At 61.0% G+C, this 22,493-nt stretch carries 22 protein-coding genes; 3 read left to right on the top strand and 19 right to left on the bottom strand.

The window, feature by feature from the left end; all coding sequences use genetic code 11:
- Positions 1–80: 80 nt before the first annotated feature.
- The 4 genes from HGP31_RS01330 to HGP31_RS01315 all read right to left on the bottom strand — a co-directional run bounded on the left by HGP31_RS01330 (position 81) and on the right by HGP31_RS01315 (position 3,676).
- The gene (locus HGP31_RS01330; RefSeq protein WP_168757057.1) at positions 81–710 is read right to left on the bottom strand and encodes a hypothetical protein; all 630 of its coding nucleotides are present in this window, start codon (positions 708–710) and stop codon (positions 81–83) included.
- On the bottom strand, positions 707–1,288 hold the full coding sequence (locus HGP31_RS01325) for an RNA polymerase sigma factor (protein WP_223194248.1): 582 nt from the start codon (positions 1,286–1,288) through the stop codon (positions 707–709). Before HGP31_RS01325 ends, HGP31_RS01330 begins: the two co-directional genes overlap by 4 nt.
- 29 nt (positions 1,289–1,317) lie before the next feature.
- Complete coding sequence (locus HGP31_RS01320) at positions 1,318–3,027, bottom strand: vWA domain-containing protein (RefSeq protein ID WP_168757056.1); 1,710 nt, start codon at positions 3,025–3,027, stop codon at positions 1,318–1,320.
- A gap of 88 nt (positions 3,028–3,115) precedes the next feature.
- Positions 3,116–3,676: a YbhB/YbcL family Raf kinase inhibitor-like protein gene (locus HGP31_RS01315; RefSeq protein ID WP_168757055.1), complete on the bottom strand. Its 561-nt coding sequence runs from the start codon at positions 3,674–3,676 to the stop codon at positions 3,116–3,118.
- A gap of 140 nt (positions 3,677–3,816) precedes the next feature.
- Between HGP31_RS01315 and HGP31_RS01310 the strand changes: the two genes are divergently transcribed.
- Positions 3,817–5,340: an FAD-dependent oxidoreductase gene (locus HGP31_RS01310; RefSeq protein ID WP_168757054.1), complete on the top strand. Its 1,524-nt coding sequence runs from the start codon at positions 3,817–3,819 to the stop codon at positions 5,338–5,340.
- A 108-nt stretch (positions 5,341–5,448) separates the two neighbouring features.
- Here HGP31_RS01310 and HGP31_RS01305 read toward each other — a convergent pair whose 3' ends face one another.
- The 9 genes from HGP31_RS01305 to HGP31_RS01265 form a co-directional block, all read right to left on the bottom strand.
- Positions 5,449–6,960 (bottom strand): YdgA family protein, encoded by a 1,512-nt coding sequence (locus HGP31_RS01305; RefSeq protein ID WP_168757053.1) that lies wholly within the window; start codon positions 6,958–6,960, stop codon positions 5,449–5,451.
- 235 nt (positions 6,961–7,195) lie between these two features.
- The gene (locus HGP31_RS01300) at positions 7,196–7,831 is read right to left on the bottom strand and encodes a hypothetical protein (RefSeq protein ID WP_020795858.1); all 636 of its coding nucleotides are present in this window, start codon (positions 7,829–7,831) and stop codon (positions 7,196–7,198) included.
- 93 nt (positions 7,832–7,924) lie between these two features.
- Positions 7,925–9,373 (bottom strand): efflux transporter outer membrane subunit, encoded by a 1,449-nt coding sequence (locus HGP31_RS01295; RefSeq protein ID WP_033042760.1) that lies wholly within the window; start codon positions 9,371–9,373, stop codon positions 7,925–7,927.
- Positions 9,370–10,257 (bottom strand): efflux RND transporter periplasmic adaptor subunit, encoded by an 888-nt coding sequence (locus HGP31_RS01290; RefSeq protein WP_168757052.1) that lies wholly within the window; start codon positions 10,255–10,257, stop codon positions 9,370–9,372. The genes HGP31_RS01295 and HGP31_RS01290 overlap by 4 nt, the downstream gene beginning before the upstream one ends.
- Complete coding sequence (locus HGP31_RS01285) at positions 10,254–10,463, bottom strand: DUF1656 domain-containing protein (protein ID WP_008059581.1); 210 nt, start codon at positions 10,461–10,463, stop codon at positions 10,254–10,256. Before HGP31_RS01285 ends, HGP31_RS01290 begins: the two co-directional genes overlap by 4 nt.
- Positions 10,460–12,532: an FUSC family protein gene (locus tag HGP31_RS01280; RefSeq protein WP_168757051.1), complete on the bottom strand. Its 2,073-nt coding sequence runs from the start codon at positions 12,530–12,532 to the stop codon at positions 10,460–10,462. Before HGP31_RS01280 ends, HGP31_RS01285 begins: the two co-directional genes overlap by 4 nt.
- Positions 12,529–12,957, bottom strand: a complete 429-nt coding sequence (locus HGP31_RS01275; RefSeq protein ID WP_168757050.1) for a MarR family winged helix-turn-helix transcriptional regulator — start codon at positions 12,955–12,957, stop codon at positions 12,529–12,531. The genes HGP31_RS01280 and HGP31_RS01275 overlap by 4 nt, the downstream gene beginning before the upstream one ends.
- 114 nt (positions 12,958–13,071) lie before the next feature.
- The gene (locus HGP31_RS01270) at positions 13,072–13,317 is read right to left on the bottom strand and encodes a DUF2789 domain-containing protein (protein ID WP_020795863.1); all 246 of its coding nucleotides are present in this window, start codon (positions 13,315–13,317) and stop codon (positions 13,072–13,074) included.
- 132 nt (positions 13,318–13,449) lie between these two features.
- Positions 13,450–13,911, bottom strand: coding sequence for an aminoacyl-tRNA deacylase (locus tag HGP31_RS01265; protein ID WP_033042421.1), 462 nt, complete (start codon positions 13,909–13,911; stop codon positions 13,450–13,452).
- Positions 13,912–14,107: 196 nt separating this feature from the next.
- Between HGP31_RS01265 and HGP31_RS01260 the strand changes: the two genes are divergently transcribed.
- On the top strand, positions 14,108–14,641 hold the full coding sequence (locus tag HGP31_RS01260) for an NfeD family protein (RefSeq protein WP_083349974.1): 534 nt from the start codon (positions 14,108–14,110) through the stop codon (positions 14,639–14,641).
- A 2-nt stretch (positions 14,642–14,643) separates the two neighbouring features.
- A complete protein-coding gene (locus HGP31_RS01255; RefSeq protein ID WP_033042424.1) occupies positions 14,644–15,402 on the top strand; it encodes a slipin family protein in 759 nt (252 codons plus the stop codon).
- 1 nt (position 15,403) lies between these two features.
- On the opposite strand, the gene HGP31_RS01250 is transcribed toward HGP31_RS01255, so the two are convergent.
- The 6 genes from HGP31_RS01250 to HGP31_RS01225 all read right to left on the bottom strand — a co-directional run bounded on the left by HGP31_RS01250 (position 15,404) and on the right by HGP31_RS01225 (position 22,488).
- Entirely contained in the window at positions 15,404–16,903 is a 1,500-nt protein-coding gene (locus HGP31_RS01250) for an efflux transporter outer membrane subunit (RefSeq protein WP_168757049.1), read from the bottom strand.
- The gene (locus tag HGP31_RS01245) at positions 16,900–17,964 is read right to left on the bottom strand and encodes an HlyD family secretion protein (RefSeq protein WP_020795868.1); all 1,065 of its coding nucleotides are present in this window, start codon (positions 17,962–17,964) and stop codon (positions 16,900–16,902) included. The genes HGP31_RS01250 and HGP31_RS01245 overlap by 4 nt, the downstream gene beginning before the upstream one ends.
- Before the next feature lie 26 nt (positions 17,965–17,990).
- On the bottom strand, positions 17,991–19,526 hold the full coding sequence (locus tag HGP31_RS01240) for an MFS transporter (RefSeq protein ID WP_168757048.1): 1,536 nt from the start codon (positions 19,524–19,526) through the stop codon (positions 17,991–17,993).
- 211 nt (positions 19,527–19,737) lie between these two features.
- A complete protein-coding gene (locus HGP31_RS01235) occupies positions 19,738–20,664 on the bottom strand; it encodes a LysR family transcriptional regulator (protein WP_020795870.1) in 927 nt (308 codons plus the stop codon).
- A gap of 74 nt (positions 20,665–20,738) precedes the next feature.
- Positions 20,739–21,605 carry an ABC transporter permease gene (locus tag HGP31_RS01230; RefSeq protein WP_168757047.1) on the bottom strand — a complete coding sequence of 289 codons (867 nt, stop codon included), beginning with the start codon at positions 21,603–21,605 and terminating at the stop codon, positions 20,739–20,741.
- Positions 21,606–21,627: 22 nt separating this feature from the next.
- On the bottom strand, positions 21,628–22,488 hold the full coding sequence (locus HGP31_RS01225) for an ABC transporter ATP-binding protein (RefSeq protein WP_168757046.1): 861 nt from the start codon (positions 22,486–22,488) through the stop codon (positions 21,628–21,630).
- Between the last annotated feature and the right edge of the window lie 5 nt (positions 22,489–22,493).

Below are 22,493 nucleotides of genomic sequence, written 5' to 3'. Positions count from 1 at the left end.
GGCATCCTCCAACGCATCGACTATGGCCCGATAGTGCGCGCTTTCGGGCCTTGATGCCAAATCGACGAGCGCTGTGCCGGTCAGTTTTTCTGCAGATCCTTGAGTCGGGCGCTGAGGTTTTCGTCGGGGAAGCGTGCGTGCAAATCGGCTAGCAGTTTATCGGCGGCTTGCTTGTGCCCGGCTTTTTGCAAGCGAAGCACTTCGCGAAGTTGCTCATCCAGGGATTTAACCGGGGCTGCGGTGCGTTTGCTGGTTTTGGCTTCGTCTGCCATGCCGGCACTGAAGGATTCTTCTTGCGCCGGGGCTGCCGATTCCGCCATGGGTGCGGCGGGTGCAGGTGCGGAGAGCGCACCAACCGGGGCCTTCAGGGAACGGGCCAGAGCTGGCGGCGCTGCTTCGCTTTCCTGTTTGGCAACCGGTGCCGAGGCTTTGGGTGCAGGCGCGAAGTCGTAACCAGGCACTTGCTCAGGCGTGCGCTGCACCAGCGAGAGCATCAGCGCGATGCCGACGAGGCTGGCGAATGCCACTTGCCAACGGGGTTGCTGGCAGGCGCGAATCCAGCGCTGCCACAGGCCTGGCTTTGGCGCGGGCACGGCGTTGCGCGCGGCGGCCAGGATCAACGCGTCGAGATGCGCCGGGGGTTCGCCAGTGGCCTGCTCGCGGTAATGTTCGAGCGCCTGGTGATCCGTGGTGTGCTTGGCGTCAGTCATGTCAGTACCTCCTCGGCCAGCAGCCGACGCAGTTTTTGCTGGGCGTAACGCAAGCGGCTCTTGACGGTTTCCAGCGGTGTTTCGGTGAGGGTGGCGATCTGTGGCAAATCGAGATCGCTGTAGGCGCGCAGCAGGAACACTTCGCGCTGGTCGGCGGGCAAGGCTTGCAGGGCGGCGTCAAGGCGCTGGCTGTCGCGGCTCAGGCTCAGCAACTGCTCAGGATCAGCCGTCTCATCGGCCAGCGCATGGGCCTGCTCGTCGTAGCTGTCGTGCAGCGGTTGATGGACGCCGTGCTTGCGCCAGTGATCGATCAAGCGGTTGCGGGCAATCTGGTAGAGCCAGGTACGAAAAGTCGCCCGACCTTGTGGCTGGCTGCCGCTGCGGATCAGGCTCAACCAGGTTTCCTGATAGACCTCCTCGGCGAGTTCAGCCCTGCCGCTCAACCCCAGCAGAAACCGGTACAAGCCCTGGCGATGGCGCGCGTACAGAATCTCGAACGCCGCTCCATCGCCCTCGCGATAACGGGCCAGCAGCGCTTCGTCACTGCTGGCATCCAGGCTGCTTGCGGGTGCAAACAACTGGCTGATGAACCCCTTCAATCGGCTCACTATTCAATCCGTCGTTCAGTGGCAGTTGGATTGGACGCCGTGGTGGTGCGCAAGCTCTGCGCCAGTTCCACTAATTGTACGAACTCACTGCGCAGGCCGAAGCGGTCATCGCCCCGGGCGCCACGGGCCAGCGCTTCGGTGTCCTTGAGGCTGAACTCGCCGGTGTAGCGTCCGTCCTTGAGCTGTTGGGAAAACGCCGCCACCGCCGCTGCAAAACGCAAGTCATCGCTGGGCTTGCCGGCCGGTTCGTTAGCGATCGGGCGTTCGATCAAGCGACTGTTCCCGCCTTCCGGTAACTGATAACGCACACGCAGCATCGCCAATTCGCCATTCTTTTCGGAAGCAGCGGCGGCCGTTTGAGCGTAGCGCAGCGGCTCCAACCAGCCCTTCTCGCCTTTGGGGACAATTTCGTACAACGCCGTCACCGTGTGTCCTGCACCGATTTCACCGGCATCGACCTTGTCATTGCTGAAATCCTCACGTTTCAACCCACGGTTTTCATAACCCAGCAGGCGATATTCGCTGACTTGCGCGGGGTTGAACTCCACTTGCAGCTTGACGTTTTTTGCCACGACGGCAAGGGTCGAGCCGAGTTGATCCACCAGCACCTTGCGCGCTTCACGCAGGTTGTCGATGTAGGCGTAATTGCCGTCGCCAGCATCGGCCAGTTGTTCCATCAGGTGTTCATTGTAGTTATCCACACCGAAACCCAGGGTGGTCAGGGATACGCCTGTCTTGCGTTTATCCACAGCCATTTGCTTGAGGCTGTCGAAGTCGCTGACGCCGACGTTGAAGTCGCCGTCAGTAGCCAGTAGAACGCGGTTGATGCCCTTGGGGATAAATGCCTGTTGCGCCTGTTGATAAGCCAGCTCGATACCCGAGGCTCCGGCAGTGGACCCCCCTGCGGTCAATTGGTCGATGGCTGTGCGGATCCTGGTTTTTTCCCGTCCGGAAGTGGGCTCCAGCACCACGCGCGATTCCCCGGCGTAGACCACCAACGACACCCGATCCTGGTCGCGTAGTTGATCGACCAGCAATTTCAGGGTGCTTTTGACCAGCGGCAGGCCCTCGCGGCGATCCATCGAGCCGGACACGTCCACCAGGAACACCAGGTTCGCCGGGGCCAGGTCCGAGACCGTGCGGTCCGAGGCCTTGATGCCGATGCGCAACAAACGCGTATGCGGGTTCCAGGGTGAAGCTGCCAGTTCCGTGGTCACGCCGAAGGGCGAGCCGTCGGTGGGCAAGGCGTAGTCGTAAGGAAAGTAATTGACCATCTCTTCCAGCCGCACCGCCCCTTGCGGTGGCAGTCGTCCCTGATTGAGCAAGCGGCGGACGTTGGCGTAAGCGCCGGTGTCGACGTCGGCACTGAAGGTCGATACCGGTGTTTCGGCGACACTGTGGATCGGGTTGTCTGCCAAGGCCTGGTATTGCTCTCGCTGTTCATCGCGATAGCCCTGTGGATAAGTTTCTGCGCCCGGCATCGGCGCGAAACGGGTCATGGGCGCCGCGCCTACGCTGCGTTTGGCCACCGCTGCATCAGCCATGACAGTTTCATGCTGCACCGCTTCGGTTTTCAGCTCCGCCTGAGCCGGTGGCGGTACCGCTGCGGACTCAGGTTTCGAAGAAACACCGCAACCGGCAATCGCCAGCAACAGCCCGGCGGTAAAACCCTGGGCGACCGGACGTAGAACATGCAGAGGGAGAGACATGGGGGCTGACCTCAGGAGGAAATTGATCCATTCATCCCGTGAGACGGACAGCCCGGACGGTTCGGGTTAACCCGTGCTAAAAAAATCTTCAGCGGTGGTAGCGCCGCACCACACTACTGTTTTTCAGCACATGACCTTTGATTTTTTCCAGCAGCTGGGTGCGCGTCAGGCCGGCTGGCAGGGCATCCGGGGCCAGGTCCAGGGCAAAGAGCTGGATGATGTAGTGATGTGCGCTGTCGCCAACCGGTGGGCAAGGCCCGACGTACCCCGTAGTGCCTTTGCTGTTGGTACCGCCGACGCCCTCGAGCGCGGATTTTGCGCCGACGCCCGCCGGGATCTGGTGAGTGCCGGCCTTGATGCCGTAATGCACCCAATGATCGATGCCCTGGCCTTTCTGGCCATCCGGGTCGTGCATGACGATGGCGTAGCTGAGCGTGCCTGCAGGGCCGGCGTTCCAGTTCAGCGCTGGCGAAACGTTGTGTCCGCTGCAACCCGGGGCGTCGCTGGCGGCAGCCGACGTGAACAGTCGATCATCCGAGACGCCTGGGATGTTCAGGGTAAAACGCTCCTGGGCCTGCGCCGGAAATTGCACGCAAAGGGCGACTGTGACAGCCGCTAGCCAAGGGGTCAGAGAGGTCAATCGGGTCATACCGGGAGTACCTGGTGCGGGTGGGGCCGAGGTCGGCGAGCAAACTATAACTGGACCGTTTGCGCGGTGGCAGTGGCAATTGGATGAACCTCGAGTTAAGCGCCAGACTCTTAATTTAAACGCCTGTCCGGAGAGCGATCATGACCCTGCATCGCGTTGCCCATCTCGCCGATATACCCGAAGACCGTGGCCTGGAAGTCAGCGTCCAGGACAGCAAGATCCTCCTGCTTAAAGTCGGCGATCACGTGCGCGCCTATCAAGGCGAATGCCCGCATGCCGGAGCGCCTCTAGTCGAAGGCGCGCTCTGCCATGGGCGGCTGACGTGCCCATGGCACAAGGGACAGTTTCGGATCGAGGACGGCGGATTGTGTGAACCGCCAGCCCTGGACAGCCTCAAGCGCTACCCGCTTGAAGTGCGCGGGGACGAAATCTGGGTCGACGATCAGCCACTGCAAGACGCTCACACGCCACCGGCCGATGACGAGCGCACTTTTGTAATAGTCGGTGCGGGAGCCGCGGGCACGGCGGCGGCTTCGGCCCTGCGCGAAAAAGGCTTTGGCGGTCGGGTGCTACTGATCGACCGCGAAGCCAACGCCGGGTACGACCGCACGGTACTGAGCAAATTCGTGATTGCCGGACAGACACCACTGGAAGAAATCCCGCCCCTGCGCGACGAAGACTTCTACCGGGAGCAAAGAATCGAGCGAATGAACGCTGAAGTGGCGAGCCTGGATGCCGCCAACAAAACGCTACAACTGGTCAACGGCCAATCGCTGAAGTACGACGCCGCCTTGCTGGCGACAGGCGGTATCCCCGTTCGACCGCAATTGCCCGGCGCGGACCTGCCGCAAGTGTTCGTCTTGCGCTCCAAGGCGGATGCGCAACAGATTCTGCACAGCGCCAAGGCCGGTCAGCGGGCGGTGATCATCGGCGACAGTTTCATCGCCATGGAATCCGCTTCCTCCCTGCGCCAATACGGCCTGGAGGTCACGGTGCTGGCCCGCCATCCGGTGCCTTTCGCCAAACAGTTCGGTGACAGCGTCGGCAAGGCGATTCTGGCGCTGCATCAGGCCAACGGCGTGGTGTACCGAACCGAGGGGCAGGCAGCGCAGATTGAAGGAGCGACGCGAGTCGAAGCGGTGCAACTGGATAATGGCCAGCGTCTGCCAGCGGACCTGGTGCTGGTCGGGATTGGCGTCACCCCCGCCACTGCGCCTTTTACCGATCTGCCGAAGGAAAATGACCAGTCGCTGCTGGTCGACGGCGGGATGCGCGTAGCCGATGGGCTCTGGGCGGCTGGCGATATCGCGACGTTCACACTTAACGGCCAGCCCCAGCGCATCGAACATTGGCGCCTGGCGCAACAACAGGCGCGGATCGCGGCGGCGAACATGCTCGGTGGCGATGAACATTACCTCGACGTGCCGTACTTCTGGACTTGGCACTTTGGCAAAAACTACGACTACCTTGGTTGCGCGCAAGCCTGGGACGAAGTCGAGTTCAAGGGTGATCCTGGCAACCCGCCTTTTATCGGGCTGTTTGGCAAAAATGGCGTGGTGACGGCGGCGGTCGCCTGTGATGAAGAGCGCACGATGGCGATGCTTGCCGAACGGATGAAGCAGCCGTTGTCTGTGGATGAGGCATGGCGGCTGATCCGCGGTTGAAAGGGACGCTGCGGTGTACCTTTTACACCGCGTTATCGTTCTTCGCCGGCAAGCCTGGCTCCTACAGGCAAACCGGACACCGAAGTTCGCCAGCCAGCCTGCTGGGGGTTACGGCTCCTGGACGACGGCAGGAGCGCTGAACTTGCTCATAAGGAAACCGACAAACTCCTCGACGGTCATTTTCTGGCCGTTGAATTCCACCTGGTTATTGGCGAAGTGCAGTTGGGTGACGACGTTGCTGCCATCCAGTTTCGCCAACTGCGAGCCGACCGCCATGCTGCTGAACATATCGGTGGTGGCAGTCGCCTGGTCGGCGATGAGCTTGGCGTCGGTCTGGCCGTCGATTTGCGACTGCACGCTGAGTATGTCGACGAGCATCGGCTTCGACACTTTCAGGTTGACGTCCAGTAACGCGATCATCTGGCGGATCAGCTGGTCAGCCGGCAGGTCGATCGATTGCGGCTTGGTCAGGTCAAGCACCAGGTTGGCGCGGCTTTCACCATTGGCGGTGTTGAACGACAGGTTCTCCAGGGCTACCTGTGGGCCGGCCGCCAGCAATTTTTCCAGGCCGGTTTTAAGCTGCGCTTCTTCTGCAGGGGTCAAGTTCAGCTCGGGGACCGGTTGACCGGCCTCGGCAGCCTCGGCGGCGGCCTGCTCATAAGGCTGCAATTTAGTCTGGTAGATCTGCATCAGCGACAACGTCGCCGGGATGTCGAGGTTCTTCAGGCTCATGGCAAGCTGGGCAGAACCCACAGCCTTGCCGTTCAGGGACACTTCACCGATCTTGTAGTCGGCACGCCCGGAAGCGCTGGTGCCTGACTCCTCGGTGTGGTTCTTCATTTCGAAACTCTTCAAGCCCAGCACCGACTGCTTGGGGCCAAAGGTGGTTTTACTGTTGCTCAATTCGACGGTGTTATCGCCGGTGTAATAACCGTAGGTGCTTTTGGTCAGGTTGCTGGCCAGGGTAAGACCACTCAACTCGACCAGCACGGGTGCCTGGTCTTCGGAAACAGTGGTCAGCTTGAGGCTGTCCATGTAGCCATCGGCCTTGACCTTCTGCGCCTGGGCGCTGGCCGAGACATCAACCTTCAGGCCGGAAAATTTCAGGCTGGACTTGTCATCCAGTGCAGTTTCCAGCGGCAGCAATTCAAGCGTGCCGTTGGTGGAATTGTCGTAGCCAATGTTGACCACGCCCTTGAGCGGCGAAGCGTCCTTGGTGGCGGCGAACCATTTTTCCGTGAGCGGGGTCTTTTCCAGTTCATAGTGACTGGTGGCCATGACCGGCAACCATTTCAGCGATACCAGGCGCGAGAACGGAAGCGGGCCGTGTTCGATGTGGTCGGTAAACAGCAATTCGACCGGTACCTCGCCGAACATTTCGCCTTCACCCTTGAGGCGGTAATGCGCAGTGCTACTGAATACATGACGTTCCAGGGACACCAGTTCCAGCGAGGCCGTGCCTTTGTAACCGACCATTGCAGCCTGCAATTGCTTGTTGGCATCCGCCAGGGAGCTGTTGAGCACACCTTCGATTTTGGTGCCGGTGAACCAGGCTCCGCCAGCGCTGATTCCACCAATCGCGACAACGATTCCCAGGAGCACGCCTGCTGATTTATTCATGAAAGACCCGTTCGATGTCCGTTGTTGAAAATGTGGTCGTCTTCCCTGAACCCATGAGGGGTTGCGGTCACGACTGCGCTGAAAGTGGGGTGCAGGTTAGCATCAGGCGTGCAAGGCAGCCCAATGGTTAACGGTGAAAAAGTGTCGCCTGAAAAAAGATCGCAGCCTGCGGCAGCTCCTACAGGGTGATACGAATCTCCTGTAGGAGCTGCCGCAGGCTGCGATCTTTTAGCAATCAGGAATACTGCACTTCAATCTCATCAAGCTGGTGATCAAAGGTTTTCAGCCGCGCCGTCCAGGTGTAGATCAACACTTCGAAATCCCGGTTGATCACCGCCCCGCCCGTCACTTCACTGCGCGGGTCGCAGTAGTCGAGCTGATAGCGCTCCCGGGCCATGGCGGTGGCGACGTCAGCCAGCTCGCGAGCATTGTTGAGCCAGTGCCGACCGTCGTCGGCCACTTGTTTGTCCAACTCAAGGCATTGTTTTTTCAAGGTTTCGAGGCTTTTTTCCAGGGGTGTGCCCGTGAGCTCGCCCATGACTTCCTGGAAGGTCCTGCCCGGCTGCCAGTAGCTGCCCCAGAAATACCGGTCGAAGACCGATTCGACACGCCGTAGCGCCACCTTGGTGTTCCAGATCATCACCAGGGTCTTGCCTTGTTCAAGCTGTCTTTTTTTGATTCGTTGCCCTTGGACCGACGCCCAGGCCACCACCGCAATGGACATCACGGCAATCAAGAGGGCGGCGCTGTCGAGGAACGTCAGCGCTTTGTCGATCTGGTTAGCCAGCATGATGCCGTAGAAATAGGTGCCTGTGAGCAGCACCAGCGCCACAACGGCGCACCAGAAGCCGAGAGCATAAGGGTTTTTCATTATTGGTTTCCCCATGACCTGCGCATGCCTTGTACGAATCCAGGGCGCTTTTGCACGAACGCCCTTTCAACACTTCAAAGCATAGCAACGGCCTCAGGGTTTGCCGGAGTTCGATGCTTGCGTTCGTCCGCTTTCCCAACCACCGCCCAAGGCGAGGAACAAATCGATCTGGCTGATGGCAACTTGGGTGTTGGCAGCGGCCAGTTGCGCGGTGACGTCGATGTAGGTGCGGGTCGCCTGCAAGTCCGCCAGGAACGATGCACGACCGGCCTGGAAGAAACGATGGGTCTGGTCGGCGGCCAGCTTCGCCGACTGCTCGGCGTCCGCCAGCGCCTCACGGCGTTGCAGCAAGGCGGAGTACTGGGCCAGGCCGGTCTGGGTTTCACGAATAGCGTTGAGTACCACTCCATCGAAATGCGCCAGCGTCGCCTGGGTCACCGCTTCAGCTTCGCGAATTCGTGCCCTGGCGCCGTTGGTCGGCACATTCCAGGTCAGCGATGGGCCAAAGCCCCAACGGTTGGCAGAGGGTTCGCCGAGGTTTTCCAGGAGACCGACCGTGCCGATGGTCGCGCCGATGCGAATGTCCGGGTAAAGCTCACCGGTAGCAATGCCGATACCCGCGGTCGCGGCCGCCAGTCGACGTTCGGCCTGGCGGATGTCGGGGCGGCGCTTGAGCAGCGATGCGCCGTCGCCCACGGGTACCAATTGTGTGATTTTTGGCAGTTCGTCGCAGCTGGCGGTGCCGGCCGGTAGTTGATCCACCGGCTTGGCCAGCAGCATCGACAAGCGGAACAGCCCGGCCTGACGTGCCGCCTCATAGCGCGGCATGTCGGCGCGCAAGGATTTGAATTGGGTTTGCGAACGGGTGACCTGGGTTTCGTCGCCACGCCCGGCATCGCGCAAACGCTGGATCAGCGTGGTGCTCTGGGCTTGCAGGTCGAGGGAATGCTGGGCGATTTCCCGTTCCTCGTTGGCTGCGCACACCTGGGTGTAAGCCCGGACCACATCGGCCACCAGAGTGATGCGCGCCGTATCGGCGGCAGCCTGGGTCGCATCGGCATTGGCCTTGGCCGCTTCGATGCCGCGCTGCAAGGTGCCGAACAGGTCAAATTGGTAGGACGCGCTGATGCCGATATCGCCGATGTTGGCCACCGGCACCTTTTCCGGCAGCAAGAACGCTTCACCGGATTCCTGCAAGCGCTGGGCGCCCATCTTCACCCCACCGCTCCAGCCGCCCGCCGCCTCGGCCTCGTCCACCTGAGCGCGAGCGCGCAGCAGGCTGGCGGCCGCTACACGCAAATCAGTGTTGGACGCCATGGCCTGCTGTACCAGTTGGTCCAGCCGCGGGTCCTGATACAAGCGCCACCAATCGGCAGGCACCGGCGCCGAAACCACCGGCTTGCCGTCCACTGCCAGTTCGCCCTGCAGGTCTTCACGGTGGATCGCGGCTTCGTCCGGCAGGTGATAATCCGGACCGACCATCTGACACGCCGACAGCAGCAAGCCTAATCCGGCGATCGCCAAACCCGAGGCCTTGCTCATTGCACGGGCTCCCGGTTCTGGTCGTCGATGATCGATACCGTGGCGGTGCGCCCGGCGATCATGCGGAAATCCTCAGGGACCTCATCGAAGGCGATACGCACGGGAATCCGCTGGGCCAACCGCACCCAGCTGAAGGCCGGATTGACGTTGGGCAGCAAGTTGTTGCCACTGGTGCGGTCGCGGTCTTCGATACCGGCCACGATGCTTTCCACATGGCCGCGTAGGCGCGCATTGTCGCCAATGACCCGGATGTCGACGCTTTGGCCGATGTGGATGCCGTTGAGTTTGGTTTCTTCGAAATAGCCGTCGATATGGAAAGAATTGCTGTCCACGACAGACAACACTGGCCGCCCGGCACTGACGAACTCCTGGGTTCGCGGCGCGCGGTCGTTGACGTAACCGTCCACGGGACTTCTGATCACCGAACGGTCGAGGTTCAGTTGCGCGCTGTCTACCGCTACCTGGGCTTCCATCAACGCCACTTGTGCGCGGGCCACCCGGGACTGGCTTTCTTCCAGTTGTTCGCCCGGCACCAGATTGCCAAGACCTTTGTTACGCTTGGCTTCACGCTGGGCCTGGGCCAAGGTTTCCTCGCGGTCTGCGACCGCCGCTTTCGCCTGGCGCAAGGCCAGTTTGAAACGGTCCTGGTCGATGCTGAACATTACTTGGCCGCGCTTTACCAACTGGTTGTCGCGCACTTGCACTTGCTGGATCAGCCCGGATACGTCCGGCGCGATCTGCACGATGTCGGCCCGGATGTGCCCGTCACGGGTCCAGGGCGCGAACATGTAGTACATCACCATGCGCCAGACCACGACCACGGCGAAAGTTACGATCAACAGGGTCAGGACCACGCGACCAAGGGTTAAAAACGGCTTTTTCATGTCATCAGGTATCGACTGAGTGAATCCACGGCGCCAAGCAGCAAGGCGTAGAGAGCCACGTTAAACAATGCCCGGTGCCAGACCAGACGGTAAAAGTGCAGGCGCGTCAGCACCCCGTGCACCAACAGGTACAACACATAGGTAATGCCCATCAGCACCAGCAGCGTAGGCAAAAACACCCCGCTGATATCCAGATCACCGATCATAAAGGCGCTCCATCGATGCCATGGGGAAGCGGTTCTTCGGGCTCGGCAGATCCGACGAATTCGACGCCGGGCAACAACGCCAGGCGCAAGCCGCTCAAGGCGTGCAGCAGGTGCAAGCGGGTTTCCTCATCACCCGCGCCGCCCAACGCTCGGCGCGTTCGGTCGAGGGTCATCAGCAACGGACTCGGCGCCGGCAGGCGTTCGCCGGCCTTAAGGCAGGCCTTGAAGTATTCGCCGACCTCGGCCACTACCTGACGCAGCAATGCCTGCGGAACGCCGTGAACCCGCGGCGTATAAGCCAGCAGGTCAAGCAGGTTCAGCGCCACACGAACTTCGCGCAAGGCGATGCCGGTGTCCTGGCCGGTCACCGCCAGCCGCGGTAGATGCTGCATCAGTCGATCCAGGACCTGCACGCCCAGGCGTCGATGGTCGGCCAGCGTGGCCGGCTCAGTGAGGCTGACAATGTCGCGCCAGGCGAAACGGGTCAGGCGTTTGGCCGCAAGCTCCGCACCGAACGGCCGGGCGATCAGGGTCCAGACGAACGCGAACAGCAAACCCACCGGTCCAGCCAGGTTGGAGTTGGCGAAACTGAGGAAGTCCGCGTCGTAGGCGCCCTGAATACTGATGAACGACGAGGTATTGACCAGCGTCAGCAACATGCCCAGGTAAAACTGCGGCTTGACCGTCAGTGTGCCGATGCAGATGAACGGTACGGCGAAGGCCAGCACCAGCATCGGGAAATCATGCAGATTGGGCAGGACGAGAAACAGGTAAAGGCTGGCGAATACCACCGACATCGCCGTCCAGAAAAAGAATCGGTAGATCTGCGGTGCCGGGTCATCCATCGAGGCAAAGAAGCTGCACGCCACTGCCGCCAGGATCACTGCACTGCCGCCATCGGTCCAGCCCAGCAGAATCCACAGCACGGAGGCGACAATGATCGCCGCGACGGTGGAAGCGGCGGAATAGAGCATCAGCCCACGATCCAGAAAGGGGGTCAGGCGCCCCAGGCGCCAATGCCGATAGACCGCACGCCAACTGTCCTGGCTTTCGCACTGGATCGCGTGTTGCAGGCTGCGACAGTCCTGCCACAAATCGACCCACTCGCCGAGGCGATAAATGGCGTTGGAGAACAGCAGTTGCTTGCGATCATCCAGCACTGCGGTGCTGGGCTGCAGCGCTTCGAGTTGGTCTTTGAGCGCTTGCCAACGCTCGGGATCAGCATTCTTGTGATCGAGCCATTCAGTGGCAGCGGCCAGCAATGGCGCGAACTTGTCCACCAGCTCAGGGGTGCGCCTTTCCAGCGCGTAGAGCGCATCGTCGAGGGCATCGATCACTGGCAACAGGTGAATCATCCGTCCGCGCAACTCCTTGGTGTTGCGCACTGTTTGCGGACGCGCGCCTTCGTGGGGCAACTGACCGATCATCAGTTCCAGGGTATTGAACGTGGCGACCATTGAGGCGCGCAAGGCGCTGACCTCCTCGGGCTGCACGTTGCGGGCGAGAAAGCGCGTGCTGTAATTCGACGCGTCGGCAAACCACTTGCTCACCGAATCGTTGAACACCGGCGCCAGCCGTCGCGGCCAGAACATCGCACCGACCACCGCAGCGACGGCGATGCCGAGGAAAATTTCTTCTGTGCGCGCTTCGGCCACGTCCCACACTGCCAACGGGTTATTCACTACCGGCAGGGCGATCAAAGGCAAGGTGTAGCCGGCCAGCATCAGGGCGTAATTGTTCGCGGTGCGCAAATGCATGGACAGGAACAACAAAATCCCGGTCCACAGTGCGATGACCAGCACCAGCACATAAGGACTCTGCACGAACATCGGCACGAACAGGACCGCCGCAGCGGCGCCCAGAAAAGTGCCGACTGCGCGGTACAAAGCCTTGGAACTGGTGGGGCCGACAAACGGGCTGGAAACGATATACACCGTGGCCATCGCCCAATAAGGACGCGGCATTTGCATGAGCAAGGCGATATACAGCGCGATCATCGAGGCCGCGAAGGTGCGTACTCCGTAGAACCAGTCCCGGGCCGGGGGCATACCGGAAAAGAAACCGTTCAAGGGCTGGTTACCGGCAAATGACTGGCCGACTCGAAGGCCTTCAATACGCGCAGCGTCGCTTCAAGATCTGCCGGATCGATGCCTTCGAGGACTTCATGACGCAAACGCACCAACTCAACCTCGACGGCTTGCACCAGGGTCCGACCGGTAGCGGTCAGGCTCAGGCATTTGGCGCGCCGGTCCTGGGCGTCTGCGGTGCGGCAGACGTAACCGCCATGGCACAACTGATCGAGCAAACGTACCAGGGACGAGCTTTCCATCCCCGCCGCCTGCGCCACCGTCACCTGCCGCACGCCCTCGCCTAGACGCCCGATCATCAGTAACGGGACGGCACAAGCTTCGGAAATTCCATAGTTGGCCAGGGTGGACTGGCAGATTTTGCGCCAGTGCCGGGCGGCCACCACCATGGTGCTGCTGATGTTCATTTGCAGAGCGTCGAGGTTATTCGGCACGAGGGAAAACACACTGTTAGTTTGCTAACTATCAATATGGCATTGGAAGGGATTTTCAGTCAAGTTTTGAAACAAATCTTCGGCTTTTTACATTCCCCTCCCCTTCCTCAACATCACATCCAGCTGATCCACCACCTCCGCCCAATCGGCGTCTTCCAGAATTTCATTGCGCAACAGATCCGCCTGGCTCGGGTTCCAGAAAAAAGCATCCGCCAGGTGCAGGTCCGGTTTGAGCGGTGAGTGGGTGGTGATGAATTTGTCGATGCTCTCGGCGTCGTCAGGCAGGCCGAGTTGCTTGAACAGGGAGGGAAGATTGTGGGTTGGGTTTTCCATGTCGGGCTCCAGTAAAACTGATAAAGGGACCGCTGCGCGGTCAATCGCGAGCAGGCTCGCTCCCACAGGGAAGGCGTTCACCTTGTGGGAGCGAGCCCGCTCGTGAAGACGACAGCATTGACGAAACGATCCTCAATGACTCAACTCCCGCACCTCTGCATGGGGCACCATTTTCAGGAATTGCGGCATGTCCATGTGCAGCAGGTTGATGTGATTGCCGGCTTCCAGATAGATGTCTTTCTGTCGAGTCAGCAGCGGGTCGATGACAACGTCAAGTCCATAGGCTTCGCCCAGTGCCGGCACGGCCCCGCGTTCGCAGTCTTCAAACAGATGCGGAAGGTTGCTCTCGCGGGAAACCTGCCATTCACCGGTGCTGCGCACTTTGCTCAAGTCCAGGTGACGGCTGGCGGGAAGCACGGCCATCAGGTAATGCCCGTGGTGGTCGTCAAGAATGACCGACTTGGCCACCCGTTCTGCAGGTATACCCGCCACCCGTGCGGTTTCGAGGCTGCTGGCCGAGTGGGGATGGGTGACGATGTCATATTCGCATTGAGCCTGCTCCAGGCTTTTCTGCACGGTTCTTGCCATACGCATGATGCACCTCGGTGTCCGCAGAAACGCCTGGCGGACGATGGTTAACACTTTTGTACGTAGTAAAAGTCTAGGCCCGCTGGGGCAAACCAGCGGGAATTCCGCCCATCGGACAGGTCGACAACTGAGCAAAATTCATACAACCAGCGCCTCAACTAGACTGTATACAGAACCACCTGCGACTCTCCTGGAGGGTCACGTGAACACTCGTTGTTGTGCGCTTGCGTTGCTGTTGGCATTGAGCGGAGTCGCCATCGCTGCGGACACCGCCGAACTGCCCGGTTCCAATCCCGCGGGGATCTGGCTGATCACTTTCGGTATCGCTTTTTTAATCGCCGAGGCGGCGCTGCCCAACTATGGCGTGATCGGTCTGGGCGGAATCGTGATGTTCGTGATCGGCGCAGTGATCCTGACCAATGCCGAACTGCCCGTGCCGTTGATGATCGGCCTGGGACTGCTCAGCGCGCTGCTCTTGATATTCCTGTTGATCCGCGCCCTCAAGACCCGACCGCGCCACACCGTCAGCGGTGACGCCGGCCTGTTGGGCAGCGTGACCCCGGTGCTGTCTTTGCAGGCCGGCGATGCGTGCCTGGGCTGGGTGCATCTACAGGGCGAACACTGGCAGGTATCGAGCGCCCAGCCATTGCAGGTCGGGCAAAAGGTCCGGGTGGTGGCGCGCAAGGGATTGTTGCTGGAAGTGGCCGCGGCTGACGCGGTAACGGTTGGAGGTTAGCCATGGGTCTGCAAATCGGTTTTGTCGCGCTGCTGCTACTGCTGATCGCACTGGCGGGGGCGACGTTCCGCATCCTGCGCGAGTACGAGCGTGGGGTGGTGTTCCAGCTCGGACGCTTCTGGCAGGTCAAGGGCCCCGGCCTGATCCTGCTGATTCCGGTGATCCAGCAAATGGTCCGGGTCGACTTGCGCACCATCGTCCTCGACGTCCCGCCGCAAGATGTGATCACCCGCGATAACGTCTCGGTCAAAGTCAATGCAGTCCTGTACTTCCGAGTACTTGATCCACAGAAGGCAATCATTCAGGTCGAAGATTTTCTCATGGCCACCAGCCAGCTGGCGCAAACCACCTTGCGTGCGGTGCTCGGTAAACACGAACTTGATGAACTGTTGGCTGAGCGAGAACGGCTGAACATCGACATCCAGCAAGTACTCGACGCCCAGACCGACGCCTGGGGCATCAAGGTTGCCAATGTCGAAATCAAACACGTGGACCTCAACGAATCGATGATCCGCGCCATCGCCAGACAAGCAGAAGCGGAACGCGAACGCCGGGCCAAGGTGATCCACGCGGAAGGCGAATTGCAGGCGTCGGAAAAACTCATGCAAGCCGCCGAAATGCTCGGCCGCCAACCCGGCGCCATGCAGCTGCGTTATATGCAGACGCTGAGTTCGATCGCCGGGGACAAGAGTTCGACCATTGTCTTCCCGTTGCCGATCGAATTGCTCAAGGGCATGGCGGATCTGTCGGCTAAACCTTGAGTCAGCGTTGCGCCGCCAGCGGATAAACCGACTCCCATCCGCCACCCAGTGCCTTGTACAACCCGACTGCTGCCAGCGACACGCCGGTGGAACTCTCCACCCATTGCTCCTGGGTCGCCAGCAATGCGCCTTGCACGGTAAGGACGTTGACGAAGTCCACCACGCCCTCGACATATTGCTGTTGCGCGGTTTGCAGGGCGATACGGTTCTGGCGTACCGCTTCGGCGAGGCTGTCGCGGCGCAGTTGGCTGGCGTTGTAAGCGCTCAATTGGTCGTCGATTTCATGCCAGGCGCGCAATACGGTTTGCTGATAGGCGATGGCCGCTTCCTGTTGCTGGGCCTCGCGCAGGTTCAGCACGCCGCGCAGGCGGCCGCCGTCGAACAGCGGCAGGCTGAATTGCGGGCCGATGCCGAACATGCGTGAACCCCAGGAACCGAAATCGCTCAGTTGCATGGCTTGCGAACCGACGCTGCCTGACAGGGTAATCCGTGGATAAAAATCCCCCTTGGCCACGCCGATGCTCGCGGTCGCGGCATGCAGGCGGGCTTCGGCCTGGCGAATGTCCGGGCGGCGCTCGGCCAGTTGCGAAGGCAGGCCGATGGCAACCTGGCGCGGCGTTTGCGGCACCGGCGCGTCAGTGGATAACTCGGCAGCCAGCGCCTGGGGAGGTTCCCCCATCAACAGGCTCAAGGCGTTGATCAGTTGGGCCTGGCGCTGCTCCAGTGCTGGCAGGCGCGACTCGATGGCCGCGACCTGGGCGGCGGCTTCGGCGACATCAAGGTCCGTTGCGACACCATCAGCCAGGCGCAGCTGCGAAAGTTTCAGGCTGTGCCGAGCGACCTCGAGGTTCTGTTCGGTAACGGCACGGGTGTTCTGCACTCCGCGCAGTTGAATGTAGTCCTGAGCGGTTTCCGACAGCACCGACAACAGCACACCACGACGGTCGTTTTCGGCGACTTCCACGGTGGCATTGGCGGCCTCGGTTTCGCGGCGCACGCGACCCCAGAAATCCAGCTCCCAAGAGGCGGAGAAGCCGGCATCCCAGAGACTGAATGCAGAATTGCCGTTGTGCCCCGACGGATCGCTCAGGCCTTCGCCGCTGTTGCGTTTACGGGCGTAACTACCCGTGGCGGCGGTATTCGGATAGCGGTCGGCGGTGATCACCTGGCGTAAAGCACGGCTTTGTTGCAAGCGGCTGCTGGCGAGTTTCAGGTCAAGGTTGTCGCTCAGGGCACGTTGAGTGAGGGCCGAGAGTTGCGGATCGTTGAACACTTGCCACCAGCGTTCGTTCATCGTCTCCTCACTGGCCTGGCTGGCGGCGGCCTTGGATGGTTTCGCCCACTCGGTGACTTGCTGTGCCTGAGGTTTTTGGAAGTCCGGGCCTACGGTGCAGGCTGACAGGCTCATCACGAGCAAGGCACAAAGGGTGAGTCGAGACGGATGGCCTCTTCGCGAGCAGGCTCGCTCCCACAGGGGATCGCAATCAACGAAGATACTCATCGCTGCGCAACCTCATTGGCCTTCGCACCAGCCGTATCGATACTCGCCTCCACCGACATCCCCACCCGCAACCGTTCGGCTAACGGCTGACCCGGTTCCAGCACGATCTTCACCGGAATCCGCTGCACCACCTTGGTGAAGTTGCCCGTCGCGTTATCCGGCTTGATTGAAGCAAAGGTCACGCCGGTGGCCGGTGCGATGCTCTCGACCCGGCCGTTCAGCGCTGCGCCGCCAAAGGTGTCGACACGCACCTGCACGTCCTGCCCTGGCTGCACATTCGTCAGTTGGGTTTCCTGGAAGTTGGCCACCACATAGGCTTGCGCCAGCGGTACCACGGCGAGCAGTTTGCTGCCCGGCGTGACATAGGCCCCGACACGCAACGCGCGCTCACCGACCATGCCATCCTGCGGCGCGGTAATACGTGTGTAAGACAGTTCGTAACTGGCGATTTCCAGCTTTGCCTGCGCCCGTTTCAACCCACCTTCTGCTCCGTCACGCTGGGCCGTAAGGATATCCACCTGCTTGCGCTCCGCCGCCAGCACCGCCGTGACATTGGCCAACCGGGCAGTAGCCTGATCGATGCGCGTGCGCGCTTGCTGAGCATTCTGCACCGTGCCGGCACCGACCCCGGCCAGGTGGTCGTATCGGTTCAGTTCATGTTGAGCGAAGGCTATTTCAGCCTTGGCGGACACTACCTGTGCCTGTGCCTGGGCGATCACCGAGGCCTGACGCTCAAGCGTCGCCCGGGCATTTTGCAGTTGCGCCTGAGCCACCACGGCTTCGGCGGCGGCCGCTTCGGCGGCGGCGCGCAGGTCGCGATCATCGATCAGCGCCAGCAGTTGCCCGGCCTTGACCTGCTGGTTGTCTTCCACCAGCACTTGCTTGATGAACCCGGCAACGCGCGGCACCACCAGTGTGTAGTCAGCCGAGACATAGGCATCATTGGTGCTCTGCTCTGTGCGCTGGCCAAACAGGCCGGGCGCCAGCAGATAAATCAGTACGCCCGTCGCGATCACGACGGCGACGCCAACAGCTACTTTTTGCTTGGATTGAGTCGTCATGAAAACCTTCTGTTTCAGTGATGCGTTCAAGTCGGCGCACGGGGCGGATAGATCCGCGTCGGCAGCCAGAAAATCAGCAGGATCAGCGCCAATGCGACGCCGGCCATGCACAGGTAAAGGTCTGAGGCGGCCAGCACCACGGCCTGCTCATGCAGCCGGTGGGCAAGGCCCGGGGCGTCGCTGTCGACCAGGGGAGAGTTTCCGAGACGGTCCACCAGCATGGTCGAGTGAAAATGCAGGCGCTGCGTGGTCAGGGTTTCCAGCACGCCGGTGGCGACCACTGCTGCCAGGCCTTTCACGGTGTTGAACCAGGACGACGCAAACGGCCCGTCCATGGGGTTGATGCTGCCAGTCGAGAGCATCAGCAGCGGCAGGACCGCCATGGGTTGACCGAAGATCTGCAGCAGTTGCAGGACATAGAACTCGTCGCGAATCCACGCCGAGGTCAACTGCGAACCGCCGATGCAGGACAACACCAGCATGCTCAGGCCGATCCCCAATACCCAGCGGCAATCGACCCAGCGCAGGTTGCACAGCGCTGCCACCAACGGCAGCGCTATCAATTGCGGGAGCGCCGCCAGCAGGGTGATGGGTGCAGTTTGTACCGGGCGATACCCCTGAACCTGCGCCAGATAGCTGGAAGGAATTACTACCACCGCCAGCAACACCACCAGCACGCCGGCCAGGGTGACCAGCGCGAACGACAGATTGCGGATGCCGAGCATCTGCATCTTGAAAAACGGAATCGGCTGCGACCACTCGTTGATTAAAAACAGCACCAGCAACAGCGTACCGCCCACCAGCAATCCAACAATCAGGCTCGACTCGAACCAATCCAGCCGATTGCCCTGCAAGATGCCAATCACCAGCATGCAGATCGCCGGAAAACCCAACAGCAAACCACGCCAGTTGAACTGTTTGAAACGCTCCAGCCGCAGCGGGTCCTGGGGTATGCCGTAGGCAACCGCGACCAGGGCAATCAAGCAGGGTACGACCACTTGCCAGAAGGTCCACTGCCAGCCCACATACTCGGTCCAGAGGCCTGCCAGTGGCGTGCCCAGGCCCGGGCCGAAAGTGGCCGTCAGGGCATAACCAGCCAATCCGTAGAGCTTTACGTTGGCTGGCAGAAAACGCAGGGCAACGGTCATCAGCATCGGCGGCAACGCGCCACCGGCCAGCCCCTGCAACGTGCGCAGGACCAGCAGGCTTTCATAGTTCGGCGCCAGCGGGCACAACACCCCCAACAGCGTGAAGGCACTGATGGCGTAAAGGGTGAAGCGCCGCAGCGAGAACGTGACGGCACACCAAGGCGCAAACGCCATGGCAGCCACCGAGGTCGCGGCATAGCAAGCGACTAGCCAGGTGCCTTCGTCGTAACCGATGGCCAACCCGCCACGGATATCGGCCAGGGCAACCTTGGTCACCATCTCGTTCAGGCCCGACACCAGCACTGCCAGCAACACGCCAACCAGGCCGATGATGATCCGCGGGCCGAAAACCGGTGGTGTGGCGGCCGTCGGGATGGTCGCGGCGAGAGGTGCCGTGACCGTGAGGGAAGTCATTGTTGCGAGCTCCGGGATTTGAAGTCCGAAACATTCTATGAAGCGTGTGACCTGACGAAAACTGACTTATCGACAGGTTATAAGTGCGTTACACGCAATGCTGCAGAACCTGTGGGAGCGAGCCTGCTCGCGAAATGGTTGTAACATTCACCATCACCGTTGACTGACACCCCGCTATCGCGAGCAGGCTCGCTCCCACAGGTTCATTCGTTCAACTCACCACCGGTTGCGCTGCCAACCACGTCTCGTCACAGCAAGCTTTCAGCGTTTCACGCAGCCAGCGGTGAGCGGGGTCATTGTCGAAGCGCGGGTGCCAGGCCTGGTTAAGCACGATGGTCGGCAATGGAATGGGCAAGGTGAACGAGCGTAATTTCAGCCCCAGTCGACGCACGCTCAACAGCGTCTCCCTGGGCACCGGCAGAATCAGGTCGGAATCGGGCAAGGCAAACATCGCCGCGTGGAAACTTGGCGCAATCACCGCCACTCGCCGCTCCAGGCCCAGGGCGTTGAGCGCCGCATCGATCGGCCCGCGAGCGATCCCGCGACGGGACATGCTGATATGGGAATAGCCAGCAAAACGCTCTGCGGTGATTTCTTGATCGAGCAAGGGGTGATCCTCGCGCACCAGGCCGACAAACTGTGTGGAAAACAGATTCTGCACCTTCACTTCAGGCATCAGCGGCCGGTTGTTGCTGACGCTCAGATCGATGCGACCCTCACGCAAGGCCTCATCATCGCCATCGCCCTCTGGCGCAAAACGTAATTCGCAGTGCGGGGCCTGACGCTCCATGGTGTCGAACAGCTTGCCGCCATAGATACCGATGAAAAAATCATTGGCCCGGATACTGAAGCGCCGACGCAGGCTGCCCAGGTCCACAACCCTGGCCGAGTGGAACAAGTGCGCGGCCTGCTCTACTACGTCGCGTACCTGCTCGCGTAATTCAAGTGCCTTTGGCGTCGGCACCAGACCACGGCCGGCTCGCACCAGGATCGGATCACCGATGGCTTCGCGGATACGCGTCAGGGTGCGGCTCATGGCCGCCGGGCTGAGATTCATTCGCCGCGCGGCGCCCACCACACTGCCCTCGTCGAGCAAGGCGTCGAGGGCGACCAACAGGTTCATATCTGGTAGTTGCATGGAGAGCACGCGTGCCTTATCAGGATTGATTCAGGCACAATGCTAGCAAATCATTGACAGGTCGACTCAACGGATCAGCGCTGCATCCCCCACCGCTTCACCGTCACCCGCTCCAACGTATCAAACACCAGATTCTCAACCAGCAACCCAATCAGAATCACCACCGCCAACCCGGCAAACACCTTGTCCGTGTACAGCTCATTGCGGTTCTGGAAGATGTACCACCCCAGCCCAACCTTGCCACTGGTCGCGCCAAACACCAGTTCGGCAGCGATCAACGTGCGCCAGGCAAAGGCCCAGCCGATTTTCAAGCCGGCGAGGATCGATGGCAGCGCCGCCGGGATCAGGATGAACAGCACCAGGCGCAGGCCCTTGAGGCCGTAGTTGCGCCCGGCCATGCGCAGGGTTTCCGAGACGCCGAGAAAGCCTGCGTAGGTATTGAGCGCCAGGGCCCAGAGCACCGAATGCACCAGTACGAAGATCAGGCTGTTCTGCCCCAGACCGAACCACAGCAGCGCCAGAGGCAGCAGCGCAATCGCCGGCAACGGGTTGAACATCGAGGTCAGGGTGCTAAGCAGGTCGCGGCCCAATTGGGTCGACACCGCCAAGGTGGTCAGGGCGAAGGCCAGGACGATGCCGATCAGGTAGCCCTTGAGCAGCACCACCAGGGAAATCCACACTTTACCCAGCAATTCGCCGCTGAGCAGGCCGTCGTACAGCGCATGCGTGGTCTGCACAAAACTTGGCAGCAGCAGATCGTTGTTCTGATAACGGGCAACGGCTTCCCAGAGTACGGCGAGCAAAATCAGGATCAGGCTTTTGCGCAGCCAACCCTGTTGCCACAGGCGCTGGCCAAGCGGCAGCTCGCGTTCCAGCGGTACGCTGGTGAGTGGCTGCAAAACCGTTTCGAACTCTTCACGCGGGGATGATAAATGGCTCATCGGGCCCTCCTCTCAAACTGGCTCAATAAGCAATGCGGATGTCGGCGAAATCCAGCTCGCGCTCGGTTCCCGGCGACTGGCCTTCATCGAATAACAAGCGATGGATGCGCCGCGCCGACTCCTGGAATGCCACGCCGCCCAGGCTGTGCAAGTCGTACTGATGGCTGTGGACTTCGGCACGCACGCGCCCCGGATGCGGCGACAGCAGCAGGATGCGATTGCCCACCACCAACGCCTCCTCGATGGAGTGCGTGACGAACAGCAATGTGAAGCGCACTTCCTCCCAGAGCAGCAGCAATTCTTCCTGCATTTTGCGTCGGGTCAGGGCGTCGAGCGCGGCGAAGGGTTCGTCCATCAAGAGGATTTTCGGCTGCATTGCCAAGGCCCGGGCGATGGCAACCCGCGCCTTCATGCCGCCTGACAGGGTGTGCGGATAGGCATCGGCAAACGCCGCCAGACCGACCTTGTCCAGGTAGTGCAACGCCCGTTCTTCGGCTTCCTTGCGCTTGAGGGTTTTAGAAGCCAGCAGCGGGAACATCACGTTCTGCTTGACGGTTTTCCACGGTGGTAGTTGATCGAATTCCTGGAACACCACGATCCGGTCAGGTCCTGGCGCATGGACGCGCTGGCCTTGCAGACGGATCTCGCCTTCGACTGGCTGGATGAATCCCGCGGCAGCCTTGAGCAATGTCGATTTGCCGCACCCGGACGGCCCAAGAAGCACAAAGCGATCCGCAGGATCGATCTCGAAGCTGACCTGATGCGTGGCACGCACCACCCGCTGGGGCGTGCGGTATTCCAGGCTGACGTTATCCACCGACAACAGCGCTTGGGCGCAGGCGTTCGGCTTGCTGACCGTGTGGCCTTGCAAAGGGGCGTTCATGTCGG

Origin of the sequence: Pseudomonas umsongensis (assembly GCF_012647205.1) — a bacterium.
Lineage (GTDB): Bacteria > Pseudomonadota > Gammaproteobacteria > Pseudomonadales > Pseudomonadaceae > Aquipseudomonas > Aquipseudomonas umsongensis.
Note: the sequence above shows the minus strand (reverse complement) of the source record. Positions and strands in the feature narration are given on the sequence as shown.

Excerpts from the sequence above, each read along its gene's own strand:
- HGP31_RS01330 (WP_168757057.1), bottom strand. The coding sequence starts at position 710 with ATGACTGACGCCAAGCACACCACGGATCACCAGGCGCTCGAACATTAC.
- HGP31_RS01315 (WP_168757055.1), bottom strand. The coding sequence starts at position 3,676 with ATGACCCGATTGACCTCTCTGACCCCTTGGCTAGCGGCTGTCACAGTC.
- HGP31_RS01310 (WP_168757054.1), top strand. The coding sequence starts at position 3,817 with ATGACCCTGCATCGCGTTGCCCATCTCGCCGATATACCCGAAGACCGT.
- HGP31_RS01295 (WP_033042760.1), bottom strand. The coding sequence starts at position 9,373 with ATGAGCAAGGCCTCGGGTTTGGCGATCGCCGGATTAGGCTTGCTGCTG.
- HGP31_RS01320 (WP_168757056.1), bottom strand. The coding sequence starts at position 3,027 with ATGTCTCTCCCTCTGCATGTTCTACGTCCGGTCGCCCAGGGTTTTACC.
- HGP31_RS01245 (WP_020795868.1), bottom strand. The coding sequence starts at position 17,964 with ATGACGACTCAATCCAAGCAAAAAGTAGCTGTTGGCGTCGCCGTCGTG.
- HGP31_RS01305 (WP_168757053.1), bottom strand. The coding sequence starts at position 6,960 with ATGAATAAATCAGCAGGCGTGCTCCTGGGAATCGTTGTCGCGATTGGT.
- HGP31_RS01265 (WP_033042421.1), bottom strand. The coding sequence starts at position 13,911 with ATGCGTATGGCAAGAACCGTGCAGAAAAGCCTGGAGCAGGCTCAATGC.
- HGP31_RS01275 (WP_168757050.1), bottom strand. The coding sequence starts at position 12,957 with ATGAACATCAGCAGCACCATGGTGGTGGCCGCCCGGCACTGGCGCAAA.
- HGP31_RS01250 (WP_168757049.1), bottom strand. The coding sequence starts at position 16,903 with ATGAGTATCTTCGTTGATTGCGATCCCCTGTGGGAGCGAGCCTGCTCG.
- HGP31_RS01285 (WP_008059581.1), bottom strand. The coding sequence starts at position 10,463 with ATGATCGGTGATCTGGATATCAGCGGGGTGTTTTTGCCTACGCTGCTG.
- HGP31_RS01270 (WP_020795863.1), bottom strand. The coding sequence starts at position 13,317 with ATGGAAAACCCAACCCACAATCTTCCCTCCCTGTTCAAGCAACTCGGC.
- HGP31_RS01290 (WP_168757052.1), bottom strand. The coding sequence starts at position 10,257 with ATGAAAAAGCCGTTTTTAACCCTTGGTCGCGTGGTCCTGACCCTGTTG.
- HGP31_RS01235 (WP_020795870.1), bottom strand. The coding sequence starts at position 20,664 with ATGCAACTACCAGATATGAACCTGTTGGTCGCCCTCGACGCCTTGCTC.
- HGP31_RS01300 (WP_020795858.1), bottom strand. The coding sequence starts at position 7,831 with ATGAAAAACCCTTATGCTCTCGGCTTCTGGTGCGCCGTTGTGGCGCTG.
- HGP31_RS01225 (WP_168757046.1), bottom strand. The coding sequence starts at position 22,488 with ATGAACGCCCCTTTGCAAGGCCACACGGTCAGCAAGCCGAACGCCTGC.
- HGP31_RS01255 (WP_033042424.1), top strand. The coding sequence starts at position 14,644 with ATGGGTCTGCAAATCGGTTTTGTCGCGCTGCTGCTACTGCTGATCGCA.
- HGP31_RS01240 (WP_168757048.1), bottom strand. The coding sequence starts at position 19,526 with ATGACTTCCCTCACGGTCACGGCACCTCTCGCCGCGACCATCCCGACG.
- HGP31_RS01230 (WP_168757047.1), bottom strand. The coding sequence starts at position 21,605 with ATGAGCCATTTATCATCCCCGCGTGAAGAGTTCGAAACGGTTTTGCAG.